We start from the raw sequence: 16,026 nt of genomic DNA, 5'->3' as shown, positions 1-16,026 counted from the left end.
GCATAATAGGCTTATATGTCGAAAAATTAAAATGAATATATATAAGATTTTGGAAAGGTGAAATGACTACTCTGCTTTCTTGATGCTATGGTAGAATAGGAGAGAGTGTGATTGCGTATTCAACGTGAAAATGAAAATATGTAATCCATTGTTGGAATATAACCTACAAGTACAGAAGATGTTTGTTATATATGAAAGATTAGGAATAAGATTTGACGGGGCGTGAAGATCTTGAATGAAGTGGTGCAAATTCCGATTACGGATGTGAAAGGGATTGGAGAAGAAACAGCTGTATTACTAAATGAGATGGGGATTTTTACGGTTTCTGATTTACTAGAGCATTTGCCATATCGTTATGAAGATTATGCGATGAAAGATTTGGCTGAAGTTAAACATGAAGAACGAGTAACTGTGGAGGGGAAAGTACATAGTGAACCTCTACTTCAATATTATGGGAAAAAGAAATCTCGTCTTACTGTACGTGTTCTCGTTGGGCGTTATTTAATTACAGCTGTTTGCTTCAATAGACCCTACTATAAGCAAAAATTAAATATTGATGAAACGGTAACAATATCTGGGAAATGGGATCAACATCGTCAAACGATTTCGGTATCTGAACTTCACTTTGGGCCGGTTGTTCGTCAACAAGAAGTAGAACCAGTATATTCAGTTAAAGGAAAATTGACGGTAAAACAAATGCGTCGTTTTATTGGTGGGGCGTTTAAAGAGTATGGTTCTTTAGTGAAAGAAGTGTTGCCAGAAGGGTTGTTATCGCGTTATAAGTTATTATCTCGTTATGAAGCACTATATGCCTTGCATTTTCCTAGTGGACAAGAAGATATGAAACAGGCGCGTCGCCGTTTCGTATATGAAGAGTTTTTCTTGTTCCAATTGAAGATGCAAGCACTTCGCAAAATGGAGCGAGAAAGTTCGAAGGGAACAAAAAAAGATATATCTCTTAAACAATTAGAAGAATTTATTGGAGCTCTTCCTTTTCCATTAACGAATGCACAGCAGCGTGTTGTTACAGAAATTATGAAAGATTTGCAGTCCCTATATCGAATGAATCGTTTACTGCAAGGTGATGTAGGTTCTGGAAAAACGGTGGTGGCTGCAATTGCTTTGTATGCTGCCAAATTAGCTGGATATCAAGGGGCATTAATGGTACCGACGGAAATTTTAGCAGAACAGCACTATCAATCTTTAGTATCTATATTTTCTCATTTTAATATGAACATTGAATTATTAACAAGCTCTGTAAAGGGAGCGCGTCGCCGCGAGATACTAGCTAGACTAGAACAAGGAGAAATTGATATTCTCGTTGGAACGCATGCTTTAATTCAAAATGAAGTTATATTTCATAGGCTTGGGCTTGTAATTACGGATGAACAACATCGCTTCGGTGTAGCACAGCGTCGTGTGTTAAGGGAAAAAGGTGAAAATCCAGATGTTTTATTTATGACAGCAACACCAATTCCTCGTACATTAGCGATTACTGCGTTTGGTGAAATGGATGTCTCCATTATTGATGAGATGCCGGCAGGTCGTAAAGTCATTGAAACATACTGGGCGAAACACGATATGTTTGAACGTGTTCTTGGATTTGTAGAGAAAGAAGTAAAAAAAGGACGACAAGCGTATGTCATTTGTCCATTAATTGAAGAATCAGAGAAACTGGATGTGCAAAATGCGATTGATTTGCATAGTATGTTGACACATCATTATCAAGGGAAATTTCAAGTTGGTCTGATGCATGGCCGCCTTTCTTCTCAGGAGAAAGATGAAGTAATGCATCAGTTTAGTGAAAATAAAGTACAAATTCTTATTTCGACAACGGTTGTAGAGGTTGGTGTGAACGTACCGAATGCAACTACGATGGTTATTTATGATGCAGAACGTTTTGGGTTATCACAACTTCACCAACTTCGGGGTCGTGTAGGACGTGGAAGTGAACAATCTTATTGTATTTTAATTGCTGATCCGAAATCGGAAACAGGGAAAGAACGCATGCGTATTATGACAGAGACAAATGATGGATTTGTCCTCTCGGAAAAAGATTTAGAATTGCGTGGTCCTGGGGATTTCTTTGGGAGTAAGCAAAGTGGTTTACCAGAATTTAAATTAGCTGATATGGTACATGATTATCGAGCGTTAGAAACAGCAAGGCAAGATGCTGCGCTGCTTGTTGATTCGACTGCTTTTTGGCAAAGCGAACAGTATGAAATGCTGCGAAGATATTTAGAAAAATCAGGTGTTTTTCAAGGAGAAAAGCTGGATTAAGGCGCAATACGCAAAAAAATGTTGCATTCTGTATTCAATGCTTATATACTACTGTTAGTACCTAGTCATAAAAATGGATGGTGCGGAATGAAAAAGAGAAGGAAAAAAGAAAGACAAGAGTTGTTACAACAAACAATAGAAGCAAATCCGTTTATTACGGATGAAGAATTAGCTGAACAATTTCAAGTGAGTATTCAAACAATTCGTCTCGATCGAATGGAACTTTCGATTCCAGAATTACGAGAACGAATAAAACATGTGGCAACGAAACAACATGAAGAAGACGTAAAATCTTTACCGCTTGATGAAGTGGTAGGAGAAATTATTGATATAGAATTAGATAGACATGCGATTTCTATTTTTGAAGTGAAAGTAGAACATGTCTTTAAACGTAATCAAATTGCTCGTGGGCATCATTTATTTGCGCAAGCAAACTCATTAGCTGTTGCGGTTATTGATGAAGAATTAGCTTTAACTGCGAAGTCTACCATTCGATATATTCGTCCTGTAAAATTAGGAGAGCGTGTTGTTGCAAAAGCGCGTGTTGAAGATGTAGAGAATGATAAAGGACGGACGGTTGTCAAAGTGCAAAGTTTTGTTGGAGATGAACTTGTTTTTGCTGGCACTTTTGAAATGTATCGATCTAGTAATTATAGTGAGGAAGGTAACAACTTATGAGAATCGCAATAGATGCAATGGGCGGCGATCATGCGCCGAAATCTGTCGTATTTGGAGCAATGAAAGCAATTAAGCAATATTCAGATTTACATATTACTTTAGTTGGAAAAGAAGATGAAATTCGCAAATATGTAACAAGCGAAGAGCGTATTACAGTGCTGCATACAGATGAAGTAATTGAAGGGACGGATGAGCCGGTACGAGCAGTGCGCCGGAAAAAACAAGCTTCCATGGTACTCGCTGCGCAGCAAGTAAAAGAAGGTGCAGCTGATGCTTGTATTTCAGCCGGGAATACAGGGGCTCTTATGGCAGCTGGATTGTTTGTAGTAGGACGTATAGAAGGAGTAGAGCGCCCTGCTCTTTCTCCGACGATGCCAACAGTGGATGGAAAAGGCTTTGTTATGCTAGATGTTGGCGCAAATGTCGATGCGAAAGCAATTCATTTGTACCAATACGCTGTAATGGGATCTGTATATGCAGAGAAAGTAAGAGGAATTTCTAATCCTCGCGTAGGTCTTTTGAATGTTGGAACTGAGGACGGAAAAGGAAACGAACTTTCTAAACAAGTCTTTGAGATGCTAAAAGATGCACCACTTAACTTTGTTGGGAATGTAGAATCACGAGACTTATTGCAAGGTGTAGCTGATGTGGTTGTTTGTGACGGATTTACTGGAAATGTTGCTCTTAAAACGTTAGAGGGGACTGCAATAGCTTTATTCTCAATGCTGAAAGAGCAATTAATGAGTTCATTTACAAGCAAACTAGCGGCAGCGGTATTAAAACCAAAATTAATGGTATTAAAAGATAAAATGGATTATTCAGAGTATGGAGGAGCAGCTTTATTTGGATTGAAAGCTCCTGTCATCAAAGCACATGGTTCTTCAAATGATCAATCAATTTTTAGTGCGATTCGTCAAACTCGGGAAATGGTAGCAAAGGAAGTTATTCCTACTATTCAGAGTGTAATGGAGGAAGAACTGCTTCAATAATGAGGAGGGTTTGAAATGGGAAAATTGGCATTTCTTTTTCCAGGACAAGGTTCACAGGCAGTTGGAATGGGAAGACAATTAGCAGAAAATCATGAAGAGGTTGCGAAAGTTTTTCATCAAGCTGATGAAATTTTAAAAGACTCTCTTTCAACACTTATTTTTGAGGGACCTCAAGAAGCGTTGACATTAACAACAAATACGCAACCGGCATTGTTAACGACAAGTATTGCAATTTTAAAGGCATTGGAGCAGTACGATATTACACCAGATTATGTTGCAGGACATAGTTTAGGTGAGTATAGTGCACTGGTAGCAGCAGGTGCTATGTCATTTGAAGATGGTGTATATGCTGTTAGAAAACGTGGCGAATACATGGAAGAGGCTGTGCCAAATGGCGAAGGTGCCATGGCAGCTATTTTGGGAGCAGATCCTGATATGTTAAAGCGGGTAACTGAGGAAGTGACAAGTGAAGGTTATCCTGTTCAAGTTGCGAATATGAATAGCACAAAGCAAATCGTAATTTCTGGTACAAAACAAGGTGTAGAATTGGCTTCAGAAAGAGCGAAAGAAAACGGTGCAAAGCGTGCAGTACCACTGCGAGTAAGCGGTCCGTTTCATTCATCTCTTATGAAACCAGCGGCTGAGAGGTTTCGAGACGTGCTAAATGAAATTAAGATTGAAGATGCAAAAATTCCGGTAGTTGCAAATGTAACAGCAGATTGTATTACGCGTAAAGAAGACATTCAAGAAAAATTAATTGAGCAACTCTATTCCCCTGTATTATGGTACCCATCCATTGAACGTATGGTGGAACTTGGTGTAGATACCTTTATTGAAGTTGGGCCTGGAAAAGTTTTAGCTGGTCTTATGAAATCAATCGCTCCGTCTGCGAAAGTATATGCGATATACGATGAGGAGACAATGAAAGATACCATTTCGAAACTGAGAGGAGAAGGCTAATGTTATTAAAAGACAAAGTTGCGTTAGTAACGGGAGCATCTCGCGGAATTGGCCGTGCAATTGCATTAGATTTGGCAAAACAAGGTGCAAAAGTAGTTGTAAACTACGCAGGAAACGAATTAAAAGCAAATGAAGTTGTTGATGAGATTAAAAATTTAGGTTCAGAAGCAATTGCAGTAAAAGCAAATGTTGCAAGTAGCGAAGAAGTAGCTGACATGGTAAAACAAACTGTTGATACATTTGGTCAAATTGACATTCTTGTAAATAACGCTGGCATTACGAAAGATAATTTGTTAATGCGTATGAAAGAAGAAGAATGGGATGCGGTTATTAATACAAACTTAAAAGGTGTCTTTTTATGCACAAAGGCTGTATCTCGTTACATGATGCGTCAACGTCATGGACGCATTATTAATATCGCTTCTGTTGTCGGTGTTACTGGAAATCCAGGGCAAGCAAACTACGTTGCAGCAAAAGCTGGCGTGATTGGGCTAACTAAAACTTCGGCAAAAGAGCTGGCAAGTCGTAATATTACAGTAAATGCAATTGCTCCTGGATTTATCGTAACAGATATGACAGATGTATTGACAGAAGATGTAAAGAACGAAATGCTAAAATTAATTCCAATTGCAAAATTTGGAGAAGCTGAAGATATTTCAAATGCAGTTGCCTTTTTAGCATCTGATGCGAGTCGTTATATTACTGGACAAACACTTCATGTTGACGGCGGCATGGTGATGTAAGGGAAGAAACTATAGAAATAGGTTGATTTCATCTCGTTTTTCTGTACAATATTAAATATGATGTCTTGAGGAGAGCGGATGAATTAAAAACAGTAATTGTTTGTCTATACTTTTTAAAGGAGGTGAATGAATATGGCAGACGTTTTAGAGCGTGTAACGAAAATCATCGTAGATCGTCTAGGAGTAGACGAAACAGAGGTAACACCAGCTGCGAACTTTAAAGAAGATTTAGGTGCTGATTCCCTAGATGTAGTAGAACTTGTAATGCAATTAGAAGATGAGTTTGAAATGGAAATTTCTGATGAGGAAGCAGAAAAGATTGCTACTGTTGGCGATGCTGTGACTTACATAGAGAGTCATCTATAATGCTTGATAAAGTCCCGTTTATATACGGGGCTTTCTCAGCATATATACCTGGAGGGACCTATGCCGTACAGAAAGTATAGAGATAAGAAGCATGAAACTAAATATCGAGAGGCTTTTAAAAAGTTTCAAGAGAAAATAGGTATTACATTTACAAATGAAAAGTTGTTGATCCAAGCATTTACGCATTCATCGTATGTGAATGAGCATCGAAAAAAGCCACATGAAGATAACGAGCGTCTTGAATTTCTTGGAGATGCGGTATTAGAATTGACAGTTTCGCAATACTTGTTTCAAAAATATCCGACAATGAGTGAGGGCGAATTAACAAAACTTCGCGCTGCTATTGTATGTGAACCTTCTCTCGTTCGCTTTGCAAATGAACTATTATTTGGAAATCTTGTCCTTTTAGGAAAGGGAGAGGAAATGACAGGGGGGCGTGAACGTCCAGCATTATTAGCGGATGTCTTTGAAGCATTTGTTGGCGCGCTTTACCTCGACCAAGGTTTGGAAAAGGTATGGGGATTTCTAAAAACAGTTGTTTATCCGAAAATTAATGAAGGTGCTTTTTCTCATGTGATGGATTTTAAAAGTCAACTACAAGAGTTAATTCAGCGTGATGGTAGCGGGAATATAGAATATCAAATTCTGCAAGAAAAAGGACCGGCTCATAATCGAGAATTTGTATCGCGCGTTACATTAAATGGCGAATCATTAGGTCTTGGAAGTGGGAAGTCTAAGAAAGAGGCAGAACAGCATGCTGCCCAAGAAGCGTTAGAAAAATTAAAAGAGCACTTATAGCGAATCCCCCTTATACCTAGGGGGATTCCTTGTGCATAAAGGGGGAAGGCCTTTCGTGTTTTTAAAACGGTTAGAAATAGTAGGATTTAAATCTTTTGCAGAACGTGTGTCGATTGACTTTGTACCAGGTGTAACGTCTGTGGTAGGGCCAAACGGAAGTGGGAAGAGTAATATTACAGATGCAATTCGTTGGGTGCTTGGTGAACAATCTGTGAAATCGCTTCGCGGTGCGAAAATGGAAGACATTATTTTTTCGGGCAGTGATACACGTAAAGCATTAAATATTGCAGAAGTCACATTAACATTAAATAATGAAGATCAGCGCCTACCAATTGAATATAACGAAGTAAGTGTAACGAGGCGAGTATATCGTTCTGGAGACAGTGATTTTCTTATTAATAAACAATCTTGTCGTTTAAAAGATATCGTTGATTTATTCATGGACTCAGGTATGGGACGTGAAGCGTTTTCTATTATCAGTCAGGGGAAAGTGGAAGAAATTTTAAGCAGCAAAGCAGAGGATCGCCGTAGTGTTTTTGAAGAAGCGGCCGGTGTATTGAAATATAAAATTCGCAAGAAGAAAGCGGAAGGGAAATTAGCGGAGACGCAGGATAATTTAAATCGTGTAGAAGATATTATTCATGAATTAAGTACACAAATTGAACCTCTTGAAAGACAAGCTTCTATTGCAAAAGATTATCTTGAGAAAAAAGATGAACTGGAAAAAGTTGAAGCGGCATTAATTGTGTATGAAATTGAAGAATTACATGAAAAATGGGAAGCGCTTCGTGAGCAATTTAAACATAATAAAGATGAAGAAGTGAAGGTATCGACACATCTTCAAAAAGATGAAGCAGATTTAGAAGAAATACGTGGGAATGTACAAGCTATTGATGAGTCTATTCAATCTTTACAAGAAGTTCTTCTTCTTTCTAGTAAAGAACTTGAAAAGTTAGAAGGGCAACGTGAACTGTTGAAAGAAAGAAAGAACAATGCAACCGCGCATTGCGCGCAGTTAGAAGCAACTATTCATGAATTAACAGAAAAGGTTTCTGTATATGAAGGAAGTGCCCTGCAAGGAACAGAAGAATTGATGGAATTAGCAAGTCATGTGAAAGAGCTAGAGCAGAAATTGCATGATAGCGAACGATTGTTGTCTACATATGAACAAAATTTAGATGAGAAAATTGAGAATTTAAAAGGGGATTATATTGAACTTTTAAATCAACAGGCAAGCTATCGAAATGAACTTTCTATGTTAGAGGAACAATTTAAACAGCGAGATTTTAAAAATCAGCGTCTTGACGAAGAAAATGAAAAATATGTGCAGATGCGAATTGGCATTGCACAGAAAAAATCAACTTTCGTTGAAAAATATGAACATATAAAAGAACAAATTACAAATTTGTTGTCAAGCATGCAGCAAACAGAAACTGCGCTTGGAAAATGTAAAGATCAATATAGTGAAAATGAGACAAAATTGTATCAAGCATATCAATATGTTCAGCAAGCTCGTTCTCGAAAAGAAATGCTTGAAGAAATGCAAGAAGATTATTCTGGATTTTACCAAGGTGTCCGTGAAGTGTTAAAAGCGCGTGATAGCCAGTTGCATGGTATTGAAGGGGCGGTTGCAGAGCTTCTTACTGTACCGAAAAAATATGAGGTAGCGATGGAAATCGCACTTGGGGCAGCAATGCAACATGTGGTTGTACAAACAGAAGAACACGCACGCCGAGCTATTACATTTTTAAAGCAAAACCGTCATGGTCGTGCGACCTTTTTACCGCAAAGTGTTATTAAGGGCCGAGCGCTTAATATAGAGCAACTTCGCATGATAAGTCAGCATTCGTCATTTATAGGGATAGCTTCGGAGCTTGTACAATACGATAATAAATATGAAAATGTAATTACAAATTTATTAGGTACAGTAATAGTTGCCCATGATTTAAAAGGTGCAAATGAATTAGCGAAACAGCTGCAGTATCGTTATCGTATTGTTACATTAGAAGGGGATCTTGTGAATCCTGGTGGTTCGATGACAGGCGGTGCTGTGAAGCAAACAAATTCTTCTTTATTAGGACGTCAACGAGAATTGGAAGAGTGGAATGAAAAGTTGACAGATATGGAAGAAAAGACTAAGAAGCTTGAGAACTTTGTTAAAGCGTTAAAACAAGAAATACAAGAAAAAGAAGTGAAGTTGAAGGAACTGCGACTAAATATCGATGAAAAGCGTGTAGATGAACAAAAGTACAAAGAAGAAATGAATCAGTTAGAGCTAGAAGAACATCGCATTAATGAGCGTTTATCGATTTATGATTTAGAGCTAGAAGGATTTTTGCAAGATCAAGCAAAGATACAAGGGCGAAAAACTGAGTTAGAAGAAACGCTTACTGAGCTGCAAGGGGAAATTACGGAACTGGACGTGACGATTACAGAGTTAACAAAACAAAAGAACGAGCAGCATTCTTCGAAGGAAAAAGTTCAGAAAGAGATTACGGAGTTAAAAGTACAGGCGGCTGAAAAGCATCAACGATTATCAAACCAAAAAGAAACAGTGGAACGCCTTACGAAAGAACGAGATGAAACGAAAAAGAATCTTATAAAGACAAAAGAAGATTTAGCATTCTTAAAACAAGAAATGACATCGAATTCTAGCGGTGAAGAGCAAATTACAAGTATGATTGAAAAGAAAACACACGATAGAAATCAAACTGTGGAATTAATTAGCTCACGCCGTGAACAACGTCTTGATTTACAAGGGCAGTTAGAACATCTAGAGTTAGAGGTAAAAGAAGCGAAACGCAGATATAAATACTTACTAGATGTATTAAAAGATCAAGAAGTGAAAATTAATCGTTTAGACGTGGAGTTAGAAAATCGCTTGCAACACTTACGGGAAACGTATACGATTTCTTTTGAAGCTGCGAAACAAAAGTATACGTTGACGATATCTAGCGAGGAAGCTCGTAAAAAAGTAAAATTAATTAAACTATCCATTGAAGAACTCGGTACAGTAAATATAGGTGCTATTGATGAATTTGAGCGCGTATCTGAGCGTCATACGTTCTTATTAGAGCAACGGGATGATTTGCAAGAGGCAAAAACAACGCTGCATCAAGTAATTGACGAGATGGATGAAGAAATGAAAAAGCGTTTTTCATATACGTTCCAAGCAATTCGTACAGAATTCCAGCAAGTATTTAGTGAATTATTTGGCGGTGGGCGTGCAGACTTGGTTATGACAAACCCGAAAGATTTATTAAATACAGGAATTGATATTGTTGCACAACCACCAGGGAAAAAGTTGCAAAATTTAGGTCTTCTTTCTGGAGGCGAACGAGCATTGACGGCTATTGCGTTGCTATTTGGTATTTTAAAAGTTCGTCCTGTACCGTTTTGTGTGCTGGATGAAGTTGAAGCAGCGTTAGATGAGGCAAACGTTGCTCGTTTTGCGCAGTATTTGAAAAGATTTAGTAATGAAACGCAATTTATCGTTATTACGCATCGAAAGGGCACGATGGAAGAATCTGATGTATTGTATGGTGTGACGATGCAAGAGTCCGGTGTGTCCAAGCTAGTTTCCGTTCGTTTAGATGATGGCGAAGAGCTTGTTACGAGCAAATAGGAAGGATGGGAAAGAATGAGTTTTTTTAAAAAATTAAAAGAAAAGATTTCGAAGCAAACAGATACGGTAACAGAAAAGTTTAAACAAGGTTTAGAGAAAACGAGAAACTCTTTTGCAGAAAAAGTAAATGATTTAGTATATCGTTATCGTAAAGTTGACGAAGAGTTCTTCGAAGAGTTAGAGGAAATTTTAATTGGTGCGGATGTGGGTGTGTCCGTAGTAATGGAGTTAATTGACCAATTAAGAGATGAAGTGAAGCGTCGTAATATTCAAGACCCAAAAGAAGTGCAAGCTGTTATCTCTGAAAAATTAGTTGAGATTTATAAAGGTAACGGAAATTTTAATAATGAATTAAATGTACAAGAAAACGCATTGACAGTTATTTTATTTGTTGGAGTAAACGGTGTTGGAAAAACAACAACGATTGGAAAAATGGCCCATAAATTTAAAACGGACGGCAAATCTGTATTATTAGCAGCTGGCGATACATTCCGTGCTGGTGCAATTGAGCAGCTAGAAGTATGGGGAGAACGTGTTGGTGTAGATGTAATTAAACAAGGATCTGGTTCTGATCCAGCAGCAGTTATGTATGATGCAATTCAAGCTGCAAAATCGCGAAAAGTTGATGTTTTGTTATGTGATACGGCAGGTCGTTTGCAAAATAAAGTCAACTTAATGAAAGAGTTAGAGAAAGTAAAACGTGTAATCGAACGTGAAGTTCCTGGAGCTCCTCATGAAGTATTGCTTGTTATTGATGCAACAACAGGGCAAAATGGTTTAAGCCAAGCGAAGACATTCCGCGAGGCGACAAATGTAACGGGAATTGTCTTAACGAAATTGGACGGAACTGCTAAAGGTGGAATTGTATTAGCGATTCGTAATGAGATGGATGTACCGGTGAAATTTGTTGGTCTGGGAGAACAAATGGATGACTTGCAAGCATTTGACCCAGAACAATATGTATATGGATTATTTGGCGACTTTGTAGAAACAGAAGTAGAATAAAGTGAAGGTTTGATTCGTGTTAGTTTTTATCTGTAGAAATACAAATTCAAAACTAACACAAAAATCCTTTTCGTTTTAAGTGAGCGAGAGTATTCACTCAAGCGATCAGGGTTCTTTCTTACCGCGTGCAAGAGCTTAAAATATATGTAGAAAAAGAAGGAGCGGTGTTTACCGCTTCTTCTTTTTGAATATAAAGTGAAACTTTAAACAGTGGGGGTATTACTGCCCACGAATAGTAGGATAAATTAAGATGTTAAGAAAAAAACTTGACACACCTTTGCTCTCCATGTAAACTAATTCATGTAAAGGTAATTTACTTAACAAAGGGTGATTCAACATGCTCGAAAAAACGACGAGAATGAATTATTTGTATGATTTTTATCAATCGTTGTTAACGCCAAAACAAAGAAGTTATATGTCACTTTACTATCTTGATGATCTATCGCTTGGGGAAATTGCAGAAGAATTTGAAGTAAGTCGCCAAGCAGTGTATGATAATATTAAACGGACAGAAGCGATGCTTGAAGAATATGAAGAAAAGTTATTATTACTTCAAAAGTTTCAAGAACGGCAGCAACTTGTTGCAAAGTTAAAGCAGCTAATCAGCGAAGAAGAGCATGTAGATGAACAAGTAAAACAAGTTGTTGAAGCTATCGAAAATTTAGATTAGGAGGGCGGCAATATGGCATTTGAAGGATTAGCCGACCGACTTCAACAGACAATGCAAAAAATTCGCGGCAAAGGGAAAGTATCCGAAGCCGACGTAAAAGAAATGATGAGAGAAGTTCGTCTTGCGCTTTTAGAAGCAGACGTTAACTTTAAAGTAGTAAAAGATTTTGTAAAGCGTGTGTCTGAACGTGCTGTCGGCCAGGATGTAATGAGAAGTTTAACGCCTGGACAACAAGTCATCAAAGTAGTACAGGAAGAACTTACTGAGCTAATGGGCGGAGAACAGAGCAAAATCGCTGTCTCTAACCGACCGCCGACTGTTATTATGATGGTAGGCTTGCAAGGGGCAGGTAAAACGACGACGACAGGTAAGCTTGCAAATTTACTTCGTAAAAAGCATAATCGGAAACCGATGCTTGTTGCAGCTGATATTTATCGTCCAGCGGCAATTAAGCAGCTTGAAACACTCGGTAAACAGTTGGATATGCCAGTGTTCTCTTTAGGAGACAAAGTAAGTCCTGTTGAGATTGCAAAACAAGCAATTGCAAAAGCAAAAGAAGATCACCATGATTACGTTCTTATTGATACAGCAGGTCGTCTACATATCGATGAAGAGCTTATGGATGAACTAGCGCAAGTGAAAGAAGTAGCAAAGCCGGACGAGATTTTCCTTGTTGTTGATGCAATGACAGGACAAGATGCGGTTAACGTTGCACAAAGTTTTCATGAGCAGCTAGGTTTAACAGGTGTGGTATTAACGAAGTTAGATGGTGATACGCGCGGAGGTGCGGCACTATCTATTAAAGCAGTTACGAATACACCGATTAAGTTTGCCGGTATGGGTGAGAAATTAGATGCGATAGAGGCGTTCCATCCAGAACGTATGGCATCGCGTATTTTAGGTATGGGTGATGTTCTGACGTTAATTGAAAAAGCGCAAGCGACTGTTGATGAAGAAAAAGCAAGAGAACTTGAACAGAAAATGCGCACACTTTCCTTTACGTTGGATGATTTTCTAGAGCAACTAGGACAAGTGCGTCAATTAGGACCACTTGATGAGCTATTAAACATGCTTCCTGGTGCTGGGAAAATTAAAGGATTAAAAAATGTCCAAGTTGATGAAAAGCAAATTGGACACATTGAAGCGATTATTCGCTCAATGACGAAATTAGAGCGTGAACAACCGGAAATGATTAACGCTAGTCGTAAGAAACGTATTGCTAAAGGTAGTGGTACAACTGTACAAGAGATCAATCGTCTTTTGAAGCAATTTGAAGATATGAAAAAGATGATGAAAACGATGTCTGGTATGCAAAAAGGTAAGAAAAAAGGACTAGGTGGTTTGAAGTTTCCATTTATGTAAGGAAAAAAAGATGGCTCTGTTAAGAAAAAATACTTTACAAAGGGACACTCTTTTTGCTAATATTATTATCTGTGTGAAATATATTCGGAGGTGCTTTATAAATGGCAGTTAAAATTCGTTTAAAACGTATGGGATCTAAAAAATCTCCTTTCTATCGTGTAGTTGTTGCAGATTCTCGTTCTCCTCGTGACGGACGTTTCATCGAGGAAATCGGAACTTACAACCCAGTTGCTGTTCCAGCTGAAGTTAAAATCAACGAAGAATCAGCATTAAAATGGTTAGGAAATGGTGCGAAACCATCTGATACAGTTCGCAATCTTTTCTCTAAGCAAGGCATCATGGAGAAATTCCATTTAGCTAAACAAGGTAAGTAATCAAGGCAATGGCTATGTCAGGGTTAATCGAAACAATTGTTAAACCCCTTGTGGATCATCCTGAAGATGTAAAGGTTACACACGAACTGTACAACGGAGAGATGAAGTATCGATTAACCGTACATCCTGAGGATGTGGGTAAAGTCATTGGGAAACAAGGGCGAGTTGCAAAGGCAATTCGAACGATCTTATATGCAGCGGGACATCATGAAAATGAAAAGGTTACGCTGGAAATTCAATAAGTACAAAAAGGGCGAGGATCTGTTCCTCACCCTTTTTTAACATTTTGAGATAAATCGCATCTTCAGCAAAAAGAATGGAGATGCTAACGACATATAGCGAACAGGGGTGACGTGCTGTTTATGACGAAATGGTTTAATGTAGGGAAAATTGTAAATACTCACGGTGTTAGAGGTGAGGTTCGTGTTGTTTCACGTACAGATTTTCCAGAAGAGCGTTATAAAGTAGGAAACACATTATACATATGGCAAGAGAAAGATGCTGAGCCATTAGCTGTAAAGATTACTTCTCATCGTAGACATAAGTCTTTTGACTTATTGACTTTCGAAGGGTATAACAATGTCAATGAAGTAGAAGGGTTGAAAGGTTCTTTATTAAAAGTGCCAGAAGATCAGCGTGGAGAATTGGCTGAAGGAGAGTATTATTATCACGAAATTATCGGCTGTACAGTTGTTACAGAAGACGGAGAGACGATTGGTACAATTAAGGAAATTCTTTCTCCGGGTGCAAACGACGTTTGGGTCATTAAACAGCCAAAAGGCCAGGATATTTTAATTCCGTATATTGAAGAAGTTGTCTTACAAGTAAATATCAATGAACAGCTTGTGACCATTCATGTAATGGAAGGATTACTGTAATGAAAATTGATATTTTAACACTGTTTCCAGAAATGTTTACAGGTGTCTTTGGTTCTTCTATATTAAAAAAAGCACAAGAAAAAGAAGCGGTGCAGCTAAGTGTTGTTAATTTCCGTGAATATTCAACGAATAAACATAATAGTGTGGATGATTACCCATACGGCGGGGGAGCTGGAATGGTATTAACACCACAGCCTATTTTTGATGCTGTAGAAGAGTTAACGAAGGAAACGGAGCGTAAACCACGCGTTGTACTAATGTGTCCGCAAGGGGAGCGTTTTACACAAAAGAAAGCTGAAGAATTAGCTGAAGAAGAACATCTAATTTTCATTTGTGGTCATTATGAAGGGTATGATGAGCGTGTTCGTGAGCACCTTGTAACCGATGAAATTTCAATTGGTGATTATGTATTAACAGGCGGAGAATTGGCATCTATGGTTATTACAGATAGTGTTGTCCGCTTATTACCTGACGTTTTAGGAAATCAACAATCACAAATAGAAGATTCATTTAGTACAGGCTTACTAGAACATCCGCATTATACAAGACCGGCGGATTTTCGTGGAATGAAAGTACCGGATGTACTTCTGTCTGGAAATCATAAATATATTGAAGAATGGCGTCGTAAAGAATCACTGCGCCGTACCTTAATGCGTCGCCCTGATTTATTAGAGGACCGTAGTTTATCTAAAGAAGAGGAAAAATGGTTAGCAGAATTTAAAGAAGAGAAGTAAAAAATGCTATTGCAACAAACTGAGCAATATGCTATTATAACACTTGTGCTACTTATAGAGAGTAGCCGTTAACAACGGTGTTCCGCTGCAATTTATGAAATGACTTTGTATGAGCATCTGTTTGGAAGGAGAGAATTGAATATGCAACAATTAATCGCAGACATTACAAAAAATCAATTAAAAACTGATTTACCTTCATTCCGTCCTGGTGACACTTTACGTGTACACGTAAAAGTAGTAGAGGGTACTCGTGAGAGAATTCAGATTTTTGAAGGTGTTGTAATTAAACGTCGTGGTGGCGGAATTAGCGAAACATTCACAGTTCGTAAGATTTCTTACGGTGTAGGTGTTGAACGTACATTCCCAGTTCACACGCCAAGAATCGCGAAAATTGAAGTACTTCGCCGTGGTAAAGTACGTCGTGCTAAGTTATACTACTTACGCAACCTTCGCGGTAAAAAAGCACGTATTAAAGAAATTCGATAAGACATGTATGGGAGCTTGTATTTGCAAGCTCCCTTTTTCCAATCTAGCTGTGTTTTTACTTACATTCAAACAGCTTAC

General features: G+C 38.2%; 16 protein-coding genes. All 16 read left to right on the top strand.

Annotation, left to right across the window (positions count from 1 at the left end):
• Positions 1-231 precede the first annotated feature (231 nt).
• Positions 232-2,280 (top strand): ATP-dependent DNA helicase RecG, encoded by a 2,049-nt coding sequence (recG, locus tag Q9306_RS05495; protein ID WP_306196117.1) that lies wholly within the window; start codon positions 232-234, stop codon positions 2,278-2,280.
• 87 nt (positions 2,281-2,367) lie between these two features.
• A complete protein-coding gene (fapR, locus tag Q9306_RS05490; RefSeq protein ID WP_272188169.1) occupies positions 2,368-2,958 on the top strand; it encodes a transcription factor FapR in 591 nt (196 codons plus the stop codon).
• Entirely contained in the window at positions 2,955-3,947 is a 993-nt protein-coding gene (plsX, locus tag Q9306_RS05485; protein ID WP_306196114.1) for a phosphate acyltransferase PlsX, read from the top strand. The genes fapR and plsX overlap by 4 nt, the downstream gene beginning before the upstream one ends.
• A gap of 15 nt (positions 3,948-3,962) precedes the next feature.
• Positions 3,963-4,907, top strand: a complete 945-nt coding sequence (gene fabD, locus Q9306_RS05480; protein WP_306196112.1) for an ACP S-malonyltransferase — start codon at positions 3,963-3,965, stop codon at positions 4,905-4,907.
• Positions 4,907-5,650, top strand: coding sequence for a 3-oxoacyl-[acyl-carrier-protein] reductase (gene fabG, locus Q9306_RS05475; RefSeq protein ID WP_306196110.1), 744 nt, complete (start codon positions 4,907-4,909; stop codon positions 5,648-5,650). Before fabD ends, fabG begins: the two co-directional genes overlap by 1 nt.
• 132 nt (positions 5,651-5,782) lie before the next feature.
• Entirely contained in the window at positions 5,783-6,016 is a 234-nt protein-coding gene (gene acpP, locus Q9306_RS05470; RefSeq protein ID WP_020059185.1) for an acyl carrier protein, read from the top strand.
• A gap of 60 nt (positions 6,017-6,076) precedes the next feature.
• A complete protein-coding gene (gene rnc, locus Q9306_RS05465) occupies positions 6,077-6,814 on the top strand; it encodes a ribonuclease III (protein WP_306196107.1) in 738 nt (245 codons plus the stop codon).
• Between the two features lie 55 nt (positions 6,815-6,869).
• Complete coding sequence (gene smc, locus Q9306_RS05460; protein WP_306196105.1) at positions 6,870-10,439, top strand: chromosome segregation protein SMC; 3,570 nt, start codon at positions 6,870-6,872, stop codon at positions 10,437-10,439.
• Between the two features lie 15 nt (positions 10,440-10,454).
• Positions 10,455-11,444, top strand: a complete 990-nt coding sequence (gene ftsY, locus Q9306_RS05455) for a signal recognition particle-docking protein FtsY (RefSeq protein WP_306196103.1) — start codon at positions 10,455-10,457, stop codon at positions 11,442-11,444.
• Between the two features lie 337 nt (positions 11,445-11,781).
• On the top strand, positions 11,782-12,114 hold the full coding sequence (locus Q9306_RS05450) for a putative DNA-binding protein (protein ID WP_098916231.1): 333 nt from the start codon (positions 11,782-11,784) through the stop codon (positions 12,112-12,114).
• Between the two features lie 12 nt (positions 12,115-12,126).
• Positions 12,127-13,476, top strand: a complete 1,350-nt coding sequence (gene ffh, locus Q9306_RS05445; protein WP_306196100.1) for a signal recognition particle protein — start codon at positions 12,127-12,129, stop codon at positions 13,474-13,476.
• A 101-nt stretch (positions 13,477-13,577) separates the two neighbouring features.
• Complete coding sequence (rpsP, locus tag Q9306_RS05440) at positions 13,578-13,850, top strand: 30S ribosomal protein S16 (protein ID WP_306196098.1); 273 nt, start codon at positions 13,578-13,580, stop codon at positions 13,848-13,850.
• 14 nt (positions 13,851-13,864) lie between these two features.
• The gene (locus Q9306_RS05435) at positions 13,865-14,092 is read left to right on the top strand and encodes a KH domain-containing protein (protein ID WP_306196096.1); all 228 of its coding nucleotides are present in this window, start codon (positions 13,865-13,867) and stop codon (positions 14,090-14,092) included.
• Between the two features lie 120 nt (positions 14,093-14,212).
• The gene (gene rimM, locus Q9306_RS05430) at positions 14,213-14,728 is read left to right on the top strand and encodes a ribosome maturation factor RimM (protein WP_306196093.1); all 516 of its coding nucleotides are present in this window, start codon (positions 14,213-14,215) and stop codon (positions 14,726-14,728) included.
• Complete coding sequence (gene trmD, locus Q9306_RS05425; protein WP_306196090.1) at positions 14,728-15,462, top strand: tRNA (guanosine(37)-N1)-methyltransferase TrmD; 735 nt, start codon at positions 14,728-14,730, stop codon at positions 15,460-15,462. Before rimM ends, trmD begins: the two co-directional genes overlap by 1 nt.
• 141 nt (positions 15,463-15,603) lie before the next feature.
• Positions 15,604-15,948 (top strand): 50S ribosomal protein L19, encoded by a 345-nt coding sequence (gene rplS / locus Q9306_RS05420; RefSeq protein ID WP_098309676.1) that lies wholly within the window; start codon positions 15,604-15,606, stop codon positions 15,946-15,948.
• Positions 15,949-16,026: the final 78 nt, after the last annotated feature.

This window comes from Bacillus multifaciens, from assembly GCF_030756675.1.
Lineage (GTDB): Bacteria > Bacillota > Bacilli > Bacillales > Bacillaceae_G > Bacillus_A > Bacillus_A multifaciens.
Note: the sequence above shows the minus strand (reverse complement) of the source record. Positions and strands in the feature narration are given on the sequence as shown.

Coding starts and splice junctions, on each gene's coding strand:
- fapR (WP_272188169.1), top strand. CDS start 2,368: ATGAAAAAGAGAAGGAAAAAAGAAAGACAAGAGTTGTTACAACAAACA.
- plsX (WP_306196114.1), top strand. CDS start 2,955: ATGAGAATCGCAATAGATGCAATGGGCGGCGATCATGCGCCGAAATCT.
- fabD (WP_306196112.1), top strand. CDS start 3,963: ATGGGAAAATTGGCATTTCTTTTTCCAGGACAAGGTTCACAGGCAGTT.
- fabG (WP_306196110.1), top strand. CDS start 4,907: ATGTTATTAAAAGACAAAGTTGCGTTAGTAACGGGAGCATCTCGCGGA.
- acpP (WP_020059185.1), top strand. CDS start 5,783: ATGGCAGACGTTTTAGAGCGTGTAACGAAAATCATCGTAGATCGTCTA.
- rnc (WP_306196107.1), top strand. CDS start 6,077: ATGCCGTACAGAAAGTATAGAGATAAGAAGCATGAAACTAAATATCGA.
- ftsY (WP_306196103.1), top strand. CDS start 10,455: ATGAGTTTTTTTAAAAAATTAAAAGAAAAGATTTCGAAGCAAACAGAT.
- Q9306_RS05450 (WP_098916231.1), top strand. CDS start 11,782: ATGCTCGAAAAAACGACGAGAATGAATTATTTGTATGATTTTTATCAA.
- ffh (WP_306196100.1), top strand. CDS start 12,127: ATGGCATTTGAAGGATTAGCCGACCGACTTCAACAGACAATGCAAAAA.
- rpsP (WP_306196098.1), top strand. CDS start 13,578: ATGGCAGTTAAAATTCGTTTAAAACGTATGGGATCTAAAAAATCTCCT.
- Q9306_RS05435 (WP_306196096.1), top strand. CDS start 13,865: ATGTCAGGGTTAATCGAAACAATTGTTAAACCCCTTGTGGATCATCCT.
- rimM (WP_306196093.1), top strand. CDS start 14,213: ATGACGAAATGGTTTAATGTAGGGAAAATTGTAAATACTCACGGTGTT.
- trmD (WP_306196090.1), top strand. CDS start 14,728: ATGAAAATTGATATTTTAACACTGTTTCCAGAAATGTTTACAGGTGTC.
- rplS (WP_098309676.1), top strand. CDS start 15,604: ATGCAACAATTAATCGCAGACATTACAAAAAATCAATTAAAAACTGAT.